Source organism: Lysinibacillus telephonicus, assembly GCF_003966145.1.
Classification (GTDB): Bacteria; Bacillota; Bacilli; order Bacillales_A; family Planococcaceae; genus Ureibacillus; species Ureibacillus telephonicus.
In genome coordinates this window covers 14,912-33,870 of sequence record NZ_RXNR01000042.1, presented here as the reverse complement: position 1 = coordinate 33,870, position 18,959 = coordinate 14,912, and the positions used below count along the sequence as shown (strand labels likewise).

The 18,959-nt window shown below is 36.6% G+C and carries 20 protein-coding genes; all 20 read left to right on the top strand.

What is annotated here, in order from left to right; translation table 11 throughout:
• The first annotated feature begins 418 nt into the window (after positions 1-418).
• Entirely contained in the window at positions 419-1,282 is an 864-nt protein-coding gene (locus EKG35_RS13945) for a YitT family protein (RefSeq protein WP_126295161.1), read from the top strand.
• Between the two features lie 55 nt (positions 1,283-1,337).
• Positions 1,338-1,685, top strand: coding sequence for a cytochrome c551 (gene cccB, locus EKG35_RS13940; protein ID WP_126295160.1), 348 nt, complete (start codon positions 1,338-1,340; stop codon positions 1,683-1,685).
• Between the two features lie 205 nt (positions 1,686-1,890).
• A complete protein-coding gene (gene hprK / locus EKG35_RS13935; protein ID WP_126295159.1) occupies positions 1,891-2,829 on the top strand; it encodes an HPr(Ser) kinase/phosphatase in 939 nt (312 codons plus the stop codon).
• Positions 2,830-3,114: 285 nt separating this feature from the next.
• Positions 3,115-3,936 carry a prolipoprotein diacylglyceryl transferase gene (lgt, locus tag EKG35_RS13930; RefSeq protein WP_126295158.1) on the top strand — a complete coding sequence of 274 codons (822 nt, stop codon included), beginning with the start codon at positions 3,115-3,117 and terminating at the stop codon, positions 3,934-3,936.
• A 12-nt stretch (positions 3,937-3,948) separates the two neighbouring features.
• Positions 3,949-4,887 carry a nucleoside recognition domain-containing protein gene (locus tag EKG35_RS13925; RefSeq protein WP_126295157.1) on the top strand — a complete coding sequence of 313 codons (939 nt, stop codon included), beginning with the start codon at positions 3,949-3,951 and terminating at the stop codon, positions 4,885-4,887.
• Complete coding sequence (gene ppaX, locus EKG35_RS13920) at positions 4,884-5,522, top strand: pyrophosphatase PpaX (RefSeq protein WP_126295156.1); 639 nt, start codon at positions 4,884-4,886, stop codon at positions 5,520-5,522. Before EKG35_RS13925 ends, ppaX begins: the two co-directional genes overlap by 4 nt.
• A gap of 4 nt (positions 5,523-5,526) precedes the next feature.
• Positions 5,527-6,042 carry an acyltransferase gene (locus EKG35_RS13915; RefSeq protein WP_126295155.1) on the top strand — a complete coding sequence of 172 codons (516 nt, stop codon included), beginning with the start codon at positions 5,527-5,529 and terminating at the stop codon, positions 6,040-6,042.
• 682 nt (positions 6,043-6,724) lie between these two features.
• The gene (locus tag EKG35_RS13910) at positions 6,725-7,888 is read left to right on the top strand and encodes an ATP phosphoribosyltransferase regulatory subunit (RefSeq protein ID WP_126295154.1); all 1,164 of its coding nucleotides are present in this window, start codon (positions 6,725-6,727) and stop codon (positions 7,886-7,888) included.
• On the top strand, positions 7,888-8,511 hold the full coding sequence (hisG, locus tag EKG35_RS13905) for an ATP phosphoribosyltransferase (protein ID WP_126295153.1): 624 nt from the start codon (positions 7,888-7,890) through the stop codon (positions 8,509-8,511). The genes EKG35_RS13910 and hisG overlap by 1 nt, the downstream gene beginning before the upstream one ends.
• A 15-nt stretch (positions 8,512-8,526) precedes the next feature.
• Positions 8,527-9,807, top strand: a complete 1,281-nt coding sequence (gene hisD / locus EKG35_RS13900; protein WP_126295152.1) for a histidinol dehydrogenase — start codon at positions 8,527-8,529, stop codon at positions 9,805-9,807.
• Position 9,808: 1 nt separating this feature from the next.
• A complete protein-coding gene (gene hisB / locus EKG35_RS13895) occupies positions 9,809-10,414 on the top strand; it encodes an imidazoleglycerol-phosphate dehydratase HisB (RefSeq protein WP_246020388.1) in 606 nt (201 codons plus the stop codon).
• Positions 10,411-11,058 (top strand): imidazole glycerol phosphate synthase subunit HisH, encoded by a 648-nt coding sequence (gene hisH, locus EKG35_RS13890; RefSeq protein WP_126295151.1) that lies wholly within the window; start codon positions 10,411-10,413, stop codon positions 11,056-11,058. Before hisB ends, hisH begins: the two co-directional genes overlap by 4 nt.
• Complete coding sequence (gene hisF / locus EKG35_RS13885; protein ID WP_126295150.1) at positions 11,052-11,810, top strand: imidazole glycerol phosphate synthase subunit HisF; 759 nt, start codon at positions 11,052-11,054, stop codon at positions 11,808-11,810. The genes hisH and hisF overlap by 7 nt, the downstream gene beginning before the upstream one ends.
• Positions 11,807-12,442: a bifunctional phosphoribosyl-AMP cyclohydrolase/phosphoribosyl-ATP diphosphatase HisIE gene (gene hisIE / locus EKG35_RS13880; protein ID WP_126295149.1), complete on the top strand. Its 636-nt coding sequence runs from the start codon at positions 11,807-11,809 to the stop codon at positions 12,440-12,442. The genes hisF and hisIE overlap by 4 nt, the downstream gene beginning before the upstream one ends.
• 150 nt (positions 12,443-12,592) lie before the next feature.
• Positions 12,593-14,116, top strand: coding sequence for a tetratricopeptide repeat protein (locus EKG35_RS13875; RefSeq protein ID WP_126295148.1), 1,524 nt, complete (start codon positions 12,593-12,595; stop codon positions 14,114-14,116).
• Positions 14,117-14,256: 140 nt separating this feature from the next.
• A complete protein-coding gene (gene trxB / locus EKG35_RS13870) occupies positions 14,257-15,201 on the top strand; it encodes a thioredoxin-disulfide reductase (protein WP_126295147.1) in 945 nt (314 codons plus the stop codon).
• 359 nt (positions 15,202-15,560) lie between these two features.
• Positions 15,561-16,031, top strand: coding sequence for an NUDIX domain-containing protein (locus EKG35_RS13865; RefSeq protein ID WP_126295146.1), 471 nt, complete (start codon positions 15,561-15,563; stop codon positions 16,029-16,031).
• Positions 16,032-16,036: 5 nt separating this feature from the next.
• Entirely contained in the window at positions 16,037-16,930 is an 894-nt protein-coding gene (gene rapZ / locus EKG35_RS13860; protein WP_400195018.1) for an RNase adapter RapZ, read from the top strand.
• Between the two features lie 4 nt (positions 16,931-16,934).
• Positions 16,935-17,915: a gluconeogenesis factor YvcK family protein gene (locus EKG35_RS13855; RefSeq protein ID WP_126295163.1), complete on the top strand. Its 981-nt coding sequence runs from the start codon at positions 16,935-16,937 to the stop codon at positions 17,913-17,915.
• Positions 17,916-17,968: 53 nt separating this feature from the next.
• Positions 17,969-18,913: a DNA-binding protein WhiA gene (whiA, locus tag EKG35_RS13850; RefSeq protein WP_126295144.1), complete on the top strand. Its 945-nt coding sequence runs from the start codon at positions 17,969-17,971 to the stop codon at positions 18,911-18,913.
• Positions 18,914-18,959: the final 46 nt, after the last annotated feature.

Sequence of the window (18,959 nt, the reverse complement as noted above, 5' to 3'; positions counted from 1 at the left end):
AGTTGAATAATTTTTAACATAAATTCTTTTGGATACTTATAAAAGGTCATAAAAAAAGCCCCCTATTAGGTAGATGAATTTTTATTTTTTCATCTGTCTACCTAATAGGGAGCATATCATTATGTGGGACAGTCATTTTTTATTTAAACTTTTAATTGATAGTTTCTATGGGAGAATTTGATTATAGAGCAATGTTCTTATATAAGTTAATTTAACTGAAATGCAATTAGAATTAATTTTTTTACATAAATGAATACCTCATGCTTACTTGTTAGAATAATAAATTAATCGATGTATATCCTTTAATGCCTCAATTTAGTAATAGATAGCAGTTTATTTTGATGAAGTTCTCTTTTTCATATGTCTTTGTTATAATCATCCAGAATAAATAGAGAATTTTATATAAGAGAGGAAATTTATGAGCAAAAAAAATAAGAATAAAGTATTTAATTCTAATGATACTATTCAAGAATATATTTATGTGCTTCTAGGAGCTGCAGTAATAGCATTTGGATTTAGCGTGTTTTTATTTCCGAATCAAGTAGCTTCCAGCGGTGTAAGTGGGATAAGTACAATCTTGAATGGCCTTTTTGGCTGGAATGCTGGAATAGTCCAATATGCTTTTAATATACCACTGTTTATTGCTGGAGTTCTTGTACTAGGGAAAAGATTTGGCTTTAAATCATTTATTGGAACGATTGCCTTACCGTTTTTCGTAATTTTAATGAATGATTGGTCTGCATGGACAGATAATGCATTGTTGGCAGCTATTTTTGGGGGAATAGTTGTTGGTTTAGGTATTGGCTTGGTTTTTAAAGGAAACGCCTCAACTGGTGGTACCGATTTACTCGCACAAATTATTACGAAATTTACTGGTTTAACTTTAGGTACCAGCGTCCTGCTAATAGACGGAATAATTGCCATTAGTGCAGCATTAGTTTTCGATTTAGAAAGAGGTTTATACGCATTAATCGGGTTATACGTCACTACTAAAACAATTGACATCGTTCAGTTAGGATTCAGTCAATCAAAAATGGTTTATATTATTACGAATAAACAGGATGAAGTACGAGATGCAATTTACATGGAAATTGATCGGGGTGTTACAAAGATGCCAGCATTCGGTGGATATACAGGAGAACAAAAACTTATGCTAATGGTTGTTGTTTATCAAACAGAATTCACAAAGCTGAAACAAATCATTAAAACCGTTGACCCGTCTGCATTTGTCATCGTTTCTGATGCCTATGAGGTGCTGGGGGAAGGTTTCAAGCGAGTGTGATTTTGCTATAATTGGCAGTGTAATACACTTATTTATTCATTTTGGAGGGGTTCAAATGAAAAAAGCATGGTTAGCACTAGTATTCGGCTCAGCATTATTTCTAGCTGCTTGCGGCGGTGGCAATGAAGAAGGCAATGATACAAAGACTACTGATGAAACAGCTGGAACAGGAGAAACTGCAGCTGCAGATGGAGAAGCTTTAGTTAAAGAAGGCTGTGTAATGTGCCATGGAGGAAACCTGCAAGGTATGGGTCAAACACCTGCGTTATCTGACGTTGGTAGCCGTCTTTCAGAAGAAGAAATTTTAGATGTAATTTTAAATGGTAAAAACCAAATGCCTCCTGGACTACTAAAAGGTGAAGATGCTGAAGCAGCAGCAGCTTGGCTGGCAACTCAAAAATAATTCAATAAATGAACGTTTGAAAGGGCTTTCTAGAGAATGAGAATTTCTAGGAAGTCTTTCTTTTTTATATATAATCCCCCTTTTGACGTCTCAAAACGCTGTATTGGACGATACTATTTTCTTTTAGGTATATTTTAAATACATTCTATCTGTTACATGCTAAAATAAATACTATATGCCAGGAAAGATAGGGGAGTTAAGGCTGATGATTCAAGTAAGGACAAAAGAAGTAATTGAAAAATTTAATTTAGAGTTAGTAAGTGGACATGAAGGAATTGGCCGATCCATCACAACGAGTGATATTTCACGTCCAGGACTTGAAATGGCTGGTTATTTTACACACTACCCTGCAAATAGAGTTCAATTAATAGGTAAAACAGAATTGTCTTTTTTTGAAATGCTTCCAACAGAATTAAAAAAAGAGCGAATGTTCAAACTTTGCTCGCAGGATACACCTGCAATTGTAGTATCAAGAGGATTAGAAGTCCCAAAAGAACTGATTGCTGCTTCTAATGAAAACCATGTTCCTGTATTATCAACTACTATGAAGACAACTAGGTTTTCTAGTAGATTAACAAATTATCTTGAAAGTAAACTTGCTCCAACAGCTGCTGTACATGGTGTTTTGGTCGATGTATACGGGATAGGTGTGCTAATAATTGGTAAAAGTGGAGTAGGGAAAAGTGAAACTGCTCTAGAACTTATTAAAAAAGGCCATCGTTTAGTTGCAGACGATTGTGTAGAAATTCGACAAGAAGCTGAAAATTTAATTATCGGTAGCCCACCGCCTCTTTTAGAACATTTGTTAGAAATTAGAGGAATCGGTATTATTGATATTATGACTTTGTTTGGTGCAAGTGCAATTCGTCCATTTAAACGAATTACACTTATTATTGAATTGGAAAACTGGGATCCAGATAAAACATATGACCGTCTTGGATTAGATGAAGAAAAAATGAAAATTATCGATACTGATATTACGAAACTAACAATTCCAGTACAGCCTGGTCGAAATGTATCAGTAATTATTGAAGTAGCAGCAATGAACTATCGTCTGAAAAAAATGGGTGTTAATGCTGCACAGGAATTTTCAAGACGCTTAGATGAAGTAATTTCAATACAAGATGAAATAGATGATTATTAATTTAAGAAAGAATTAAGTTTTTGAAAAAATGTCTGGCTCCAGCGCCCAGCCCTTCGAGGTCGCGGTCTGCCCTCGGTCGAAAGCTGGAAAAGCTTCGCGATTGGGGTCCTCCGCAGCACACGGATGTGCAAGTGCCGACAAGACATGCGATGTGGCACTTTTGTCGGCCAGCGCTTGGGGCTCACACGATGTGAGTCATGTCGACGAAGCCACACGATGTGGCGATTTCGTCGACGCGGGGCTAACAAGGGCGCTTGCGCTTTTTTATATGAGAGGAGTTTTATAATGGATCATATTTTACTTGCAATAGACCCTATTGCTTTTGAAATAGGCAGCATAAAGGTTCGTTGGTACGGGATTTTAATTGCATCAGGAATTGTACTAGCATATTTCATAGGACAAAGAGAAGCGGTAAAACGTGGATTGCCCGAAAATTTTTTAGCAGATTTATTGATTTGGGCAATTCCAATTTCTATAATCTGTGCTCGTATTTATTATGTAGTGATGAAATGGGAGTTTTACGGAGCAAATCCAGGGAAAATCATTCAAATTTGGAATGGCGGCATCGCGATTCATGGTGCTTTGATAGGTGCTGTCATTACTGCATATATTTTCTGCAGAAAAAGAGGAGTTAGTTTTTTAAAGGTAGCTGATATTGCTGCACCAAGTATTTTAGTAGGTCAGATTATTGGTCGCTGGGGCAATTTCATGAACCAGGAGGCATTTGGCGGGCCAGTAAGTCGAGACTTTTTAGAAAATCTAATGCTGCCAAACTGGATTATTGAACAAATGTATATCGAAGAGCTTGGCACTTATGTACATCCAACCTTCTTATATGAATCTCTATGGAACGTAGTAGGATTAATTATTTTACTATCATTGCGAAAAGTCAATTTACACCGTGGAGAAATTTTCTTCTCCTATATGATTTGGTATTCAATTGGGCGATTTTTTATCGAAGGTATGAGAACTGACAGCTTATATTTAATTGGCAATTTGCGTTCTGCACAGGTCGTTTCAATTATTGCAATCATTATCGGCATTGCCGCAATTGTTTACCGTAGAATGAAAGTCCGACCAGTTGTTCGTTACAAGGATAACAAATAGAGGGGAAATGGGATGTCATCGCTTCGAAAAGGATTAAATGCGGGGTTAAAAACTACATGGACTTTAAGTAAAGTAATTTTTCCGATTACATTAATCGTTACAATTCTCCAATTTACACCGGTATTAACATGGATTATTAATTTTGTGGAACCACTAATGGGATTACTAGGTTTAAGTGGAGAAGCTGCAATTCCGTTAGTGTTGGGAAATGCATTAAACTTATATGCTGGGATTGCGGGGATCTTGTCTCTTGAGTTAACTGTAAAGGAAGTATTTATACTCGCAGTTATGCTTTCCTTTTCACATAACTTATTTATAGAAACAGGAGTAGCTCTCCGCGTGGGAGTTAAATTGTGGGTAATACTTGCTGTAAGATTCGGATTAGCGATATTTTCTGCTCTTATCATAAGATTTGTATGGCAAGGTGGAGGAGAAATCGCAAAGTATGGCTTTTTTTCTGAGCAAACTCAAAATCCCACGGGTTGGGGAGAAATCGTTTTGCTAGGATTCGAAAAGGCAAGCCTCGGGATTTTACAGCTTGCTATTATCGTAATTCCGTTAATGATTATCGTACAATATTTACGTGATTTAAAATACTTAGAGAAAGTGTCTAATGCATTAGCTCCATTTACTAAAGTGATTGGCGTTCAACCAAATACGTCAATGACACTTGTAGCTGGGCTAATCATTGGCCTTGCCTACGGTGCAGGAATAATGATCCAAGCCGTGGAAGAAGATGGGGTAAGCAAAAAGGATGCAACTTTAGCGTTTATCTTTTTAGTGGCATGTCATGCAGTTATTGAAGATACATTAATTTTTGTTCCTTTAGGCATTCCGATATTACCATTGCTTATTATTCGAGTTGTCACAGCATTCGTCTTAACGATTATTGTTGCACATCTATGGAAAAGAGCAGATTTAAAAGCACATAAAGGAGTTACACAACTATGATAAAAGCTTTACTTTTTGATTTTGATGGAACACTTTTGAATACAAATGAATTAATTATCCAAACCTTTATGCATGTTTTGAATGAAAGATTTCCCGGGCAATATTCGCCACAGGATTGCATAAAATTTATTGGTCCGTCACTAATAGAGACATTCGAACAAATTACGCCAAATGAAGTAGACGAAATGGTTGAGAAATATCGTGAATGGAATCAAGCACATCATGATGAATTGGTAACAGAATATGATGGTGTGATTACGACTTTAGAGCAATTAAAAGAACAAGGCATTCGTTTAGCAATCGTTTCTACTAAACGAAGAGATACAATACAAAAAGGACTAAATTTGATGGGGGCAAACCATCTGTTCGAATTTTTAATTGGTTTGGATGATGTGAAAAATGTAAAACCACATCCTGAGCCGGTATTATTAGCAATTGAAAAACTAGGTATAAATAAAGAGGAAACGATGATGATTGGGGACAATTATCATGATATTGAAGCAGGGAAAAATGCAGGTGTCAAAACAGCAGGAGTAGCATGGTCAATTCAAGGTGAAGATTTCTTAAGACAGTATAATCCAGACTATATTCTTCAACATATGACTGATTTATTAACGATTGTGAAGGAGTCGTAAATCTATGAGAAAAACGGAACGATATCCAGTTCAAGGTGCCAACTCATTATGGAATGTTTACCAAACAGTGTCCTTTTGGAAAGTTATGAAGTGTTTTATATTTATCCAAATCGGACGCATTACACCATTTATGAGTGTGAAAAATTGGATATATCGGACGTTTTTAAATATGAAGATTGGTAAGAAAACTTCGCTTGCATTGATGGTAATGCCAGATTCGATGTTCCCAGAGAGAATTTCAATAGGAGACAATACGATTATCGGCTATAATACAACAATATTAGCTCATGAATATTTAATTGAAGAGTATCGTTTAGGAGATGTGAAAATTGGCAGCGAAGTAATGATCGGTGCCAATTCAACAATCTTACCTGGTGTAGAAATTGGCGACGGCGCAATTGTTTCTGCTGCAACACTTGTAAATAGAGATGTACCTGCAGGAGCAATGGCAGGAGGAAACCCTATGCGCATTATCTACACAGCTGAAGAAATGGCAGAAAGAAAAAGAAAGAATACCTAAATACTAAACTACTTCATTTATAAAAAAGCGAGAATCTGCTCATTCTGATTTAGGATGGAGTAGATTTTTTTATTATTGTTTGACCTTAATCGAATAAAAAAGTTCTCTTAATATAAGTAAGAGCTGAGTGAAAAACAGTAAAAGTGCGTAAAAAATAGAACCGCGTAAATAAAACAAAAAACCGCGTAAAAGTTAGATAAAAGTGCGTAAATAATCAAGCAAACCACGTAAAAAAGCAATAAAACCGCGTAAAAAAATAGAACCGCGTAAATAAAAAAAAAAACGCGTAAAAGTTAGATAAAAGTGCGTAAATAATCAAGCAAACCACGTAAAAAAGCAATAAAACCGCGTAAAAAAATAGAACCGCGTAAATAAAAAAAAACCGCGTAAAAGTTAGATAAAAGTGCGTAAATAATCGAGCAAACCACGTAAAAAAGCAATAAAACCGCGTAAAAAAACACCCCCCTGTAAATATAAAAACCCTCTCATTAACGTAAGAATGCTCACTATTTTTAGAATAATAAGTCTTTTCAATTAAATAACATGTATAATTGTTCATAGAAAGATCAAGAAAAGTTGAACATGAAGGTTGACTACAGAAGGTTAATTCGATAAAATACTTTCATATACTAACTCTCTAATTCTCTAGTGTGTTAAAGTAAAAATGGTAGGATGTGTTAATATGTCATCGTTAAAAATGTTTGAAAAGCCATTAGGAATGCGCGATACATTCCCAATTACATATGAAAAGGTCGAGGCAATTCGCCAAACAGGACGTGATTTCCTGCGTGCACGTGGTTATGATTTTATCAAAACACCAAGTTTAGAATATTTCGATACAGTCGGAAAAGCATCTGCTATTTACGATGCAGCATTATTTAAACTTGTAGATAGTCAAGGAAATACGCTTGTCCTACGTCCTGACATGACGACACCCATTGCACGAGTTGCGACATCTAAATTACTAAAAGAACAAATTCCATTAAGGCTAGCTTATTTTGCCAACGTTTTCCGAGCACAGCAAACAGAGGGCGGTCGTCCTGCTGAATTTGGGCAAATGGGAATTGAAATTATTGGAGACGGAACGGTTTTTGCAGATGCAGAAGTAATTATTACAGCTATTAATCTAATACAAGCATTCGGCATTGACTCTTTTAAAATTACAATCGGCCACGCTGGCGTATTAAATTGCATCTTAAAGGACTATACAGAAAGTGCTGAACAAGCCGATAAATTAAGAACATTATTAGTTGAACGCAATTATGTTGGATTTGAAGAAGCGGTTGCAGCATTCGATCTACCAAAAACGAAATCAGACGCTTTACTTCAATTTATTAATGAAGCTACGAATATTGGTGCTATAGAAGATATCGAAAAATATGTAAGGAAAAATGATGCATTAGAATATATGCAACAGCTTATGGAATTGATTAGTTTTGCAAACCTATCTCAATATGTTGCACTGGATTTCACACTTTCAAGTCATATGAATTATTACACAGGAATGCTATTTGAAGTGTTTGCAGAAGGCAGTGGATTTGCCCTTGGCAACGGAGGCCGCTACGACGGATTGCTGCACCATTTTGGAAGCAAAGTAGGGGCTACGGGATTTGGAATTCGAGTAGACCGATTGCTCGAAGTTGTACCTTCAAATAAATCTGCTAAACAAACTGTTGCAATTATATTTAACGATGAACAGTTTACTAAGGCACTTGAGCATGCAAAAAAGCTACGCGAAGAAGGAAAGCGTGTAACATTGCAGGCGAAAAAAGGACTTGTGGATGAAGAAGCATTTACAAAACAGTTTGACACGATTGTTTACGTCAGCCAGGAGGATTTAGCGTAATGAGTGAATTAACAATTGCAATGCCAAAGGGACGAATTTTTGAAGAAGCATACCAAATGCTAATTGATGCAGGATTTAATTTACCTGAGGAAGTAGAAATGTCACGCAAGTTAATGATTGAAATACCGGAGGAAAAAATTCGATTTATTTTAGCAAAGCCAATGGACGTACCTGTTTATGTAGAACATGGTGTTGCAGATATCGGGATTGCTGGGAAAGATGTATTGCTTGAGCAAAGACGAAATGTTCATGAATTATTGGACTTGAAAATTAGTCAATGTTATATCGCTTCAGCGGGTTTACCAAATACGAAGATGAATGAAATAGCACCCCGCATTGCAACAAAATACCCAAACATTGCAATGAACTATTATAAAGAAATTGGTGAACAAGTTGAAATTATCGAGCTGAACGGTTCAATTGAATTAGCGCCGATGATAGGTTTAGCTGACCGCATTGTCGATATTGTATCAACAGGAAGAACGTTGAAAGAAAATGGTCTTGTTGAATATGAACACATTACAGATGTATCTTCTCGTTTAATTGCAAACCCAGTAAGCTATCGAATGAAAAGTGCACGTATCCAAGAATTAGTATTTCGTTTGAAGAAATTTGTCAATTAGAGAGAAGGGTTATTTGTGAAAATTACAAAGTTATCAAACTCAATTTCCTTAAAAAGACAACTTGAAGGTGGAAATGAAGAACAATTAAAAACAGTACGCCAAGTTCTCCAAGATGTTCGTGAAAATGGAGACATGGCAGTACGTAAATATAGTGAGATGTGGGATGGAATCTCTCTGGATGATTTTCTTGTTACGCAAGAAGAAATCGATGAAGCTGTTGCTAATTTTGATGAGCAGTTAAAACAGGATTTGCAAGAAGCAGCAGATAATATTCGCTTCTATCATGAAGCACAAAAAAGAGAGGGCTATAAACTATCATTACCTGATGGCTCCTGGTTAGCGCAGCGGATTATTCCGCTTGATGCAGTAGGTTTATATGTACCAGGGGGATCAGCAGCCTATCCATCTTCCGTTTTAATGAATGTAATCCCTGCACAAGTGGCAGGTGTGGAACGGATTGTCATTACTTCTCCAGCTGGCAAGGATGGTAAATTACCGGCAGCGGTACTCGTTGCAGCTTCGATTTTAGGCATTACAGAAATTTATAAAGTTGGCGGCGCACAGGCAATCGCTGCCTTAGCATACGGAACTGAAACAATTGCACCAGTTGATAAAATTACAGGGCCAGGTAATATTTTTGTGGCTCTAGCAAAACGAGAAGTTTTTGGTGAAGTGGCAATTGATATGATTGCGGGACCAAGTGAAATTGCTGTATTGGCAGATGACACTGCTTTTGCAGATGAGGTTGCAGCGGATCTTTTATCGCAGGCAGAACATGATGCGTTAGCATGTGCTGTATTGGTGACAACAAGTGAGCGATTTGCAAAAGAAGTAGCAGACCAAGTTGAACAACAATTACGTGAGCTTCCTCGTGAAGCAATTGCGCGTAAAGCGATTGAAAACTTCGGTCAAATTTATATCGCTGATACGATGGAGCAAGCAATTGAAGCAATTAATTCTCTAGCTCCTGAACATTTGGAGGTTGTTACAGCAAATGCTGAGGAGGATTCATTAAAAATCCGCCATGCGGGTGCGATATTTATCGGTCGTTATAGTTCTGAACCGGTAGGAGATTATTTTGCAGGTACAAACCATGTATTACCTACAAATAGTACTGCACGCTTTGCTAGTGGATTAAACGTAGATGACTTTATTAAAAGATCAAATATTGTTTATTATAGCGAGAAAACATGGGAAGAAAATGCACCAAAAATTGCGCGTCTTGCAAGAATGGAAGGACTTGAAGGGCATGCACGTGCAGTAGAATCTCGTGGTTGGACTAAGGGAGATGAATAAGTTGGCTGAACAAAAACAACGCTTTGCTAAAATAGAACGTAATACGAATGAAACGAAAATTTCCGTAGAATTAGACTTGGATGGTGAAGGGATTGCAGAAGTAAATACTGGTGTTCCTTTTATGGACCATATGCTTGATTTATTTATTAAACATGGTTTGTTTAATGGGAAGATCGTTGCTGATGGCGATACACATATAGATGATCACCATACTACTGAAGATATTGGAATTGTTTTAGGTCAGGTTATTCGAGAAGCGCTTGGCGATAAAAAAGGAATTAAACGTTATGGCAATGCTTTTGTTCCAATGGATGATGCTTTAGCACAGGTAGTTATTGACTGCTCTAATCGTCCACATCTAGAGTACCGAGTGGAACCTGAATTAAAACAAAAGGTTGGTACATTTGATACGGAGCTTGTTCATGAGTTTTTATGGAAACTTGCTTTAGAAGCTCGAATGAACGTGCATGTCATTGTTCCTTATGGTCATAATACGCATCACATTATTGAAGCTATATTTAAAGCACTTGCTCGTGCAATAGATGATGCGGTACAAATTGATCCACGTGTAAAAGGCGTACCGTCAACGAAAGGGTTGTTGACATGAAAATAGGTGTTATTGATTACGGAATGGGTAATTTATTCAGTGTTGAACAGGCATTAAAACGTTTGGACTGCGAAGTGGTAGTATCATCAGATGCAACAGCCTTAGCCGCAGCAGATGCTTTAATTTTACCGGGGGTTGGTGCCTTTCCAGATGCAATGAAACGTTTATCTGAAACAGGACTAGAGCAATTTATCCGAGGTCAAGTTGATGCCAAAAAGCCTTTACTAGGTATTTGCTTAGGAATGCAATTGCTTTTTGAAGAAAGTGAAGAAGTTACTCCAACAAAAGGTTTCAGTTTTTTCAAAGGAACGATTACACGTTTCACGGGAATCTCACAATCTGGCGAGCAATATCGTGTTCCACATATGGGATGGAATACTTTGCAGTTCAATTCAATTCCTACATGGCTGGAAAATGCACAACTTCCTGAAAGTAAATTTGTGTATTTTGTACATTCATTTTATGGAGTGAATATTGATAAAGAACAGCTAGTAGCAAGCGCTGATTATTTTGGTGTTGAAGTGCCTGGAGTAGTGCAGGCTGGAAATGTAACGGGTATGCAGTTCCACCCTGAAAAATCAGGAGACTTTGGTGTGTTCTTGCTTGAACAATGGTTAAAAGGTGTGGGGGTGCTTACATGCTAACAAAACGTATCATTCCTTGCCTTGATGTAAAGGATGGCCGTGTAGTTAAAGGAATTCAATTCGTTGAACTGCGTGATGCTGGTGATCCGGTTGAACTGGCAAAGTTTTACGATGAACAAGGTGCAGATGAATTAGTATTTTTAGATATTTCAGCATCTCATGAAGGCCGTGAAACAATGGTGGATGTAGTAAGAAAAACTGCATCTTCGTTGGCAATTCCATTTACAGTTGGTGGTGGAATTCGTACATTAGAAGACATGAAGAGAATTCTGAGAGCTGGTGCAGATAAAGTATCAGTCAACACTTCTGCATTAGAGCGACCTGAGCTTATTAAAGAAGGCTCCGATTTCTTTGGTGCACAATGTATCGTTGTAGCTATCGATGCTAGATACAGCGAGGAAGATGGTACTTGGATGGTTTATACCCATGGAGGACGTAATAAAACAGAATGGCAGGCAGTTGAGTGGGCCAAAGAAGCGGTGCGACTAGGTGCTGGAGAAATCCTTTTAACGAGTATGAATCAGGACGGCGAGAAATCAGGTTTCGATTTGGCTTTAACGAAGGCAGTTCGAGATGCTGTAACAGTCCCTGTCATTGCAAGCGGCGGTGCAGGAAATGCTGAACACTTTTTACAAGTACTGCAAGATGTCGATGTAGATGCAGCTCTTGCAGCATCTATTTTCCATTATAAAGAAACAAGCGTAGCCGAAGTGAAAGCAACTTTGCGCGAAAAAGGAGTTTGTGTCAGATGATTGAAGGCTTAAAATTTGATGAAAAAGGTTTAATTACAGCGGTTGTACAAGATGCACAATCAAAAGAGGTATTAACAGTTGCCTATATGAATGAGGAATCCTTGCAAAAAACGCTTGAAACTGGCGAAACATGGTTTTATTCCCGTTCAAGAAACGAGCTTTGGCATAAAGGTGAAACGAGCGGCAATACGCAGAAAGTAATTTCAATTAAAGCAGATTGCGATAAAGACGCGTTAGTAGTTGAAGTGCTGCCTGCTGGACCAGCATGCCACAATGGGACTACTTCTTGTTTTACTGAAACAGTATTAGAAAACGATAGAGTTGGTTCAGTTGAAATTATCCCACAATTAGCAGAAATCATTCGCAAGCGTGAAGTAGATATGCCTGAGGGTGCATATACTACATACTTATTTGAAAAAGGGATCGATAAAATTTGCAAAAAAGTAGGAGAAGAAGCTACTGAAGTTGTAATCGGTGCAAAAAATCGAGATGCGGAAGAAGTAAAATGGGAAGCCGCTGATTTAATCTATCACCTATTAGTATTATTGCAGGAACAAAAGATTAATATTTATGACGTACTAGCTGTGCTTAAAACTCGCCACGAAGAAAAAAGAGCAAGCACAAAAAAATAAAATCGATTCGTGGTGCGAAGCTAAACTAATGACGTTGTATATAAATATGTTATAATAAACCTAATTGTCTAAAGGAACGTAGCAATACGTTCCTTTAACTTTGTTAAAAGGTTACTTTAACAAATAGAGTTAGGCTTTGGAGGATTTATTTTGGGAAATCAACGTCAAAAAGAGAAATTAAATAATGTCGTTTCGTTTATTCCAAACGGAGATTATTATTTCAATAAAGCGCTTAAAGCAATGGATAAAGACCAGATGGATAAAGCGTATAAATATATGAAAAGGGCTGCAGAATTAAGTCCAGATGATGCACACGTTTTAATGCAATTTGGCATTTTAGAAATGGAAGCTCAAAACTTTGAAAAGGCTTATGAATTGATACACACTGCATACAGTCTAGATCCAAGCGAGCCTGAGCATGTGTTTTTTCTAGCTGAAATTTCAGGCTGTATCGGCATGATAAGGGATGCTCAAAAGTTTGCAGAAATGTATTTGCAAATGGAGCCGGATGGTATGTATGCCTTGGAAGCGGAAGAAATTTTAGAGTACTTTCAGTATGAAGAGAATGAAATAGAACAATTTGACGAAGACGATTCGGAAAAACTAATCGCCCAAGAAAAAGCACGCCGCTTTATGGAAAATAGCCAATTTCATAATGCTATTGAAGTATTAGAACAACTAATTGAACGCTATCCGGACTTATGGGCAGCTTACAATAATTTATCATTAGCATATTTTTATGTTGGAGATACAGAGCAGGCAAAAGCTTTGCTAAATAATGTGCTGCGGGAAAACCACGGCAATCTCCATGCAATTTGCAATCTAGCAGTCATTGCATATTATGAAAAAAATGATGAAGAGCTTGCAACGCTTTTAGAAATGCTGAAAAAAATCAATCCGTATGATTGGGAAAATCGCTATAAGCTCGGTGCAACTTTAGCATTAGTTGGTCAATATGAGTTAGCATATAAATGGCTTCAAAGTATGAAAAAGCGCGGCTATCAAGGAGATTCAGGATTTTACTTTTGGTTAGCTCAATCTGCTTACTTTTCAGGTCGGGTAGAAGAAGGAAAAGCAGTATGGAAGTTGTTAGTTGAAATCGATCCAGCTAAGGATGGTTTTGAACCTTGGCTTCACTTAAAAGAAGAAACAAACAGTGATTCATTAGAGCATAATCGTGAGTTTATCATCGAAAAAATAAGCAGCAAATATAGTACTCATCGGATGCTTGGTTTCTTCCTTTTAAGCAAATCCATTTATAAACAAGAAATAATCGCACATCCTAAACTAATAGATCTTGCAAAATATAGTGGCATTGAAAAGCTTTGTCTTGCGTACGCACTACAGCATGATTTCAATAAAGAAAATGAAATCGAAAAATATTTTATGAGATCAATGGAAGTTGCAGAAGAATTATTTACTAGCTGTTCAACAGTGACATCAGAAATTCAATATTTATTTCAAATGTGGTTTGTCCTTAGTGAACGAGCTTTAAAAAATGGCTACAAGTTTAAAAATGTAAAAGCATTGGCTGCTTCGGTAGAGTATATGTTTTATTCAACAATTAATAGTAAAAACATAACGAAAAAACAATATGCTGAAAAGTACGGCATTTCAGTTTCAACGTTAACAAAGTATGTAGAACAATTAATAGAGTTTTTGCCATTTGACTAAGAAAAGTGGAAGCATCCTTTAGCTAACATAAGACAATTTATTTGAAGTTCCTGAAGCAATGCAATAGGATAATATATACAAAAGTTATTATTAAATTTGAAGTTTAGCTAGCCTATTAGCTTTTTACCTGAGGAGGCAATATCATGTCTGAAAAAATTTATGACGTAGTAATTATCGGAGCAGGTCCAGCAGGGATGACAGCTGCAGTTTATGCATCACGTGCAAACCTATCTACAATAATGATAGAACGTGGTATACCTGGTGGACAAATGGCAAATACAGAAGAGGTAGAAAACTACCCAGGATTTGAAACAATTTTAGGGCCTGAGCTTTCTACAAAAATGTTTGAACATGCCAAAAAATTTGGTGCAGAATATGCTTATGGCGACGTATCTGAAATTATTGATGGTGAAGAATATAAAATTATTAAAGCTGGAGCTAAAGAATATAAAACACGTTCAATTATTATTACAACAGGGGCAGAGTACAAAAAGATGGGTGTTCCTGGAGAAAAAGAACTTGGTGGACGTGGAGTAAGTTATTGTGCGGTATGTGATGGCGCATTCTTTAAACAAAAGAATTTAGTTGTTGTAGGTGGAGGCGACTCAGCGGTTGAAGAAGGAGTTTACTTAACACGTTTTGCTGACAAAGTAACGATTGTTCACCGTCGCGATAAACTACGTGCACAAAAAATTCTTCAAGACCGTGCTTTTGCAAATGAGAAAATTGATTTTATTTGGAATCACACAGTAAAACAAATTAATGAAAAAGATGGTAAAGTTGGCAGTGTAACACTTGTATCAACTGTTGATGGCAGCGAGCAAGAATTTGCAGCTGATGGTGTATTCGTTTATATCGGAATGGTGCCTTTAACACAGCCTTTCAAAGATTTAGGCATTGTAAATGAGCATGGTTATATCGTAACAAACGATAAAATGGAAACATCAGTAAAAGGAATTTTTGCAGCAGGAGACGTTCGCGAGAAAATGTTACGCCAAATTGTAACTGCTACAGGCGATGGAAGTATTGCAGCTCAATCAGTGCAAAGCTATGTTGAAGAGTTAAAAGAAAAAATTAATCAATAATTATTATGGAAAATTATTGATATATTGATTTAATTATCCTGTAACTTTATTGCAATATTAAAAAGGTATACTTTGGGTATAAACTCAAACCCCCATTTTTTGAATTATTTTGGTTGTTTCCAATTTTTAATGGAAGCAACCTTTTTTTGGCGGAAACTAAGTGAATGTGTATGCATAGCATAACTTCGGAACTAACTAACTTCCGTCGTCCATGCTAAAGCATGATTTAATTTCCATGCACAATTATGAATGTGTATGATTTTCATTATTCTTAGTTTTCAAACGTATTATTTTGTAAGATTGACATTTTAAAAGGTATAATAATGATTAGGGAGTAACGAAGATTTGAGGTGTGTGTAATGCAACGGATAGCAAATTTACTAGCAATTCAAGATGGGCAAGTTTTACTTCTCCAAAAGCCAAGAAGAGGTTGGTATGTTGCTCCAGGAGGAAAAATGGAAAGCGGTGAATCCATTTATGAAGCAGCGTTAAGGGAATTTCATGAAGAAACAAACGTTAAACCAAAGAATATCCATTTAAAAGGCGTCTATACAATGGTTATAAAAGATGGAGAAGAAAAAGTTGATGAATGGATGCTATTCACGTTTGTTGCCCATGGAGTAGAGGGAGAGCCATTTAAACAGACAAGAGAAGGTGTATTAGAATGGCATCCTTTGGAAAGCTTGCATGAACTTCCAATGGCTGAAGGAGATCGAAGAAATTTATTGTTTGCTGCATTAAAAGAAGGCATACAATATGGTACATTTGAGTATACAAAAGATTTTGTACTACTAAATGAAAAAATACAAACGTCGAGTGAACTTAAATAGAGGAGATGGTCGTCATGGGTAATAGTGAAATCTATTCACATGAGATAGTCATTATTACAGGCATGTCAGGAGCAGGCAAAACTGTTGCAGTTCAAAGTTTTGAAGATTTAGGGTATTATTGCATCGATAACTTACCTCCTGCTTTACTTACTACATTTTTAGCTCTAATGAAGGAGTCAGAACGAAATATTACACGCATTGCAGCCGTGATGGATATGCGTGGTGGAGAGTTTTTCGATTCACTAATAGATGCACTAGATTTGTTAGAGAAGGAAGCATATATTAATACACGAGTATTATTTTTAGATGCAAATAATGAAACCCTCGTTCGACGTTATAAGGAATCACGAAGATCCCATCCTTTAGCACCGCAAGGATTACCCCTAGAAGGCATTCAAAAAGAGAGAGAAATGCTTGCTGAGTTAAAGGGGCGAGCAAAATTTGTTTATAACACATCACAAATGAAGCCTAGAGAACTGAGGGAACGAATTGGCAACGAATTTTCAAATTCAAACAGTCCAAAGTTTTCAATTAATGTAATGTCTTTTGGCTATAAGAATGGAATTCCTATTGATGCTGATCTAGTGTTTGATGTTCGTTTCTTAAAAAATCCATATTATGTGGAGGAGCTGCGTCATAAAACGGGTTTGCAAACAGAAGTATCTTCTTATGTACTAGCATCTGAGGAAACAAATGAATTAATAGCAAAGCTGACAGATTTATTTAAATTTATGATTCCACAATATATAAGTGAAGGAAAATCACAACTTGTAATCGCATTTGGCTGTACAGGTGGACAGCATAGATCTGTTACGTTGGCAGAATACTTTGGAAAGCTCTTTAGTGACAGATACAAAACAGCAATTACGCATCGAGATATCAATCGCAGAAAGGATTGAAGTAATGAAAAATAAAAAGACGAGTATCGTAGTCATCGGAGGAGGTACAGGACTATCTACGATGTTGCGCGGATTAAAAAACTATCCGTTTGACATAACTGCAATTGTAACAGTTGCAGATGATGGTGGGTCTTCTGGACGTCTTCGAGATGACTACGATATCCCGCCGCCGGGTGACATACGGAATGTGATTGCTGCACTTTCCGATACAGAACCTTTAGTCGAGCAGATGTTTCAATATCGTTTTTCACAATCTGTTGACTTAGGTGGGCATTCGTTAGGAAATTTAATGCTAACTGCTTTAACTGACATCACTGGAGATTTTAGTCATGCGATTGCAGAAATGAGCAAAGTACTTAAAGTTCATGGTAAAGTAATTCCCGCAGCAAATAAAAAAATCACATTACATGCTGAATTAATCGATGGCACAATCATTGAAGGCGAATCAAAAATTCCAAAATCCCATCTTCCACTAAAGCGTGTATTTTTAGTTCCAAATAATGTGAAACCGCTTCCCGAAGCAATACGAGCTATTAGAAAAGCAGATTTCATATTAGTGGGGCCAGGAAGCCTCTATACGAGCATTATTCCAAATTTATTAGTGAAAGAAATTGGAGATGCTTTAGTGAATGCTAAAGGACGAAGAATTTATATTTGTAATCTGATGACGCAAAAAGGAGAAACAATTCATTATCGTGCGACAGATCATGTCCAAGCAATTTATGACCATGTAGGAAAGCCATGTTTAGATGCCATTTTAGTAAATGACATTGAACTGCCTTTGCCAATAAAAGAAAACTATAAAGAAGAAAATGCAGAGCCTGTCATGTTTGATATTGAAAAATTGGAAAGCATGGGGCTAGAGGTAATTAAAAAAGAAATTGCTACAATCCAATCTGGTGTAGTAAGACATGAGTCGAATAAAATAGCGCAATGGCTATGTGATTATGCCTCCAGCTACAACATAAAACAAACAAAGCTCTAGATACGAATAGTATGTTATGATTATCTTCATACATATTTGAGAGGGGGGAAGAGATGTCATTTGCTTCCGAAACTAAAAAAGAATTAACGCAAATAGAAGCCGATGAAAGCTGTTTAAAGGCTGAAGTATCTGCCCTAATCCGCATGAACGGGACACTATCATTTACAAATCGGCAGTTAAGCTTAGATGTGCAAACAGAAAATGCTGCTATTGCAAGAAGGCTATATACAATAATAAAAAAGCTATATTCATACAATGTTGAACTATTAGTTCGAAAAAAAATGCGTTTAAAGAAAAATAATGTATACATTTGCCGTGTTCGTGAAGGTGCCCGTGAATTACTAACAGATTTAGATATTCTGTCAGAAGATTTCCAGTTGAATCATTCGCTATCCAATTCTTTATTAGCTAATAAAAATCAAAAACGGGCTTATTTACGTGGTGCGTTTTTAGCAGGTGGCTCTGTTAACAACCCTGAAACGTCTTCATATCATCTAGAGATTTACTCATTATATAAAGAACATAGTGAAGCACTTGTAGATTTAATGAACAAGTTTAACTTAAATGCAAAAACTATAGAGCGCAAAAAGGGATTTATTACGTATTTAAAAGAAGCTGAAAAAATTTCTGATTTTTTAGGAATGGTTGGCGCATTCCAGGCAATGTTAAAATTTGAGGATGTACGAATTGTCCGAGATATGCGAAATAGTGTGAATCGAATTGTGAACTGTGAAACAGCTAATTTAAACAAAACAATTGGTGCTGCTATACGGCAAGTCGAAAATATTCGGTTTATTGAAAATACAATCGGCCTTGATCAGTTACCTGAAAAACTGCGTGAAATCGCTAGACTTCGTGTAGAATATCAGGACGTAACATTAAAAGAACTAGGTGAAATGGTGTCGACTGGAGCTGTAAGTAAATCAGGCGTCAACCACCGATTGCGTAAAATTGATGAAATTGCAGAAGCTTTAAGACGCGGTGAAACAATAAAGTAGTATTTTTGTCAAAAAATTGTAGGAATCTAACATTGTTCTTTTCATA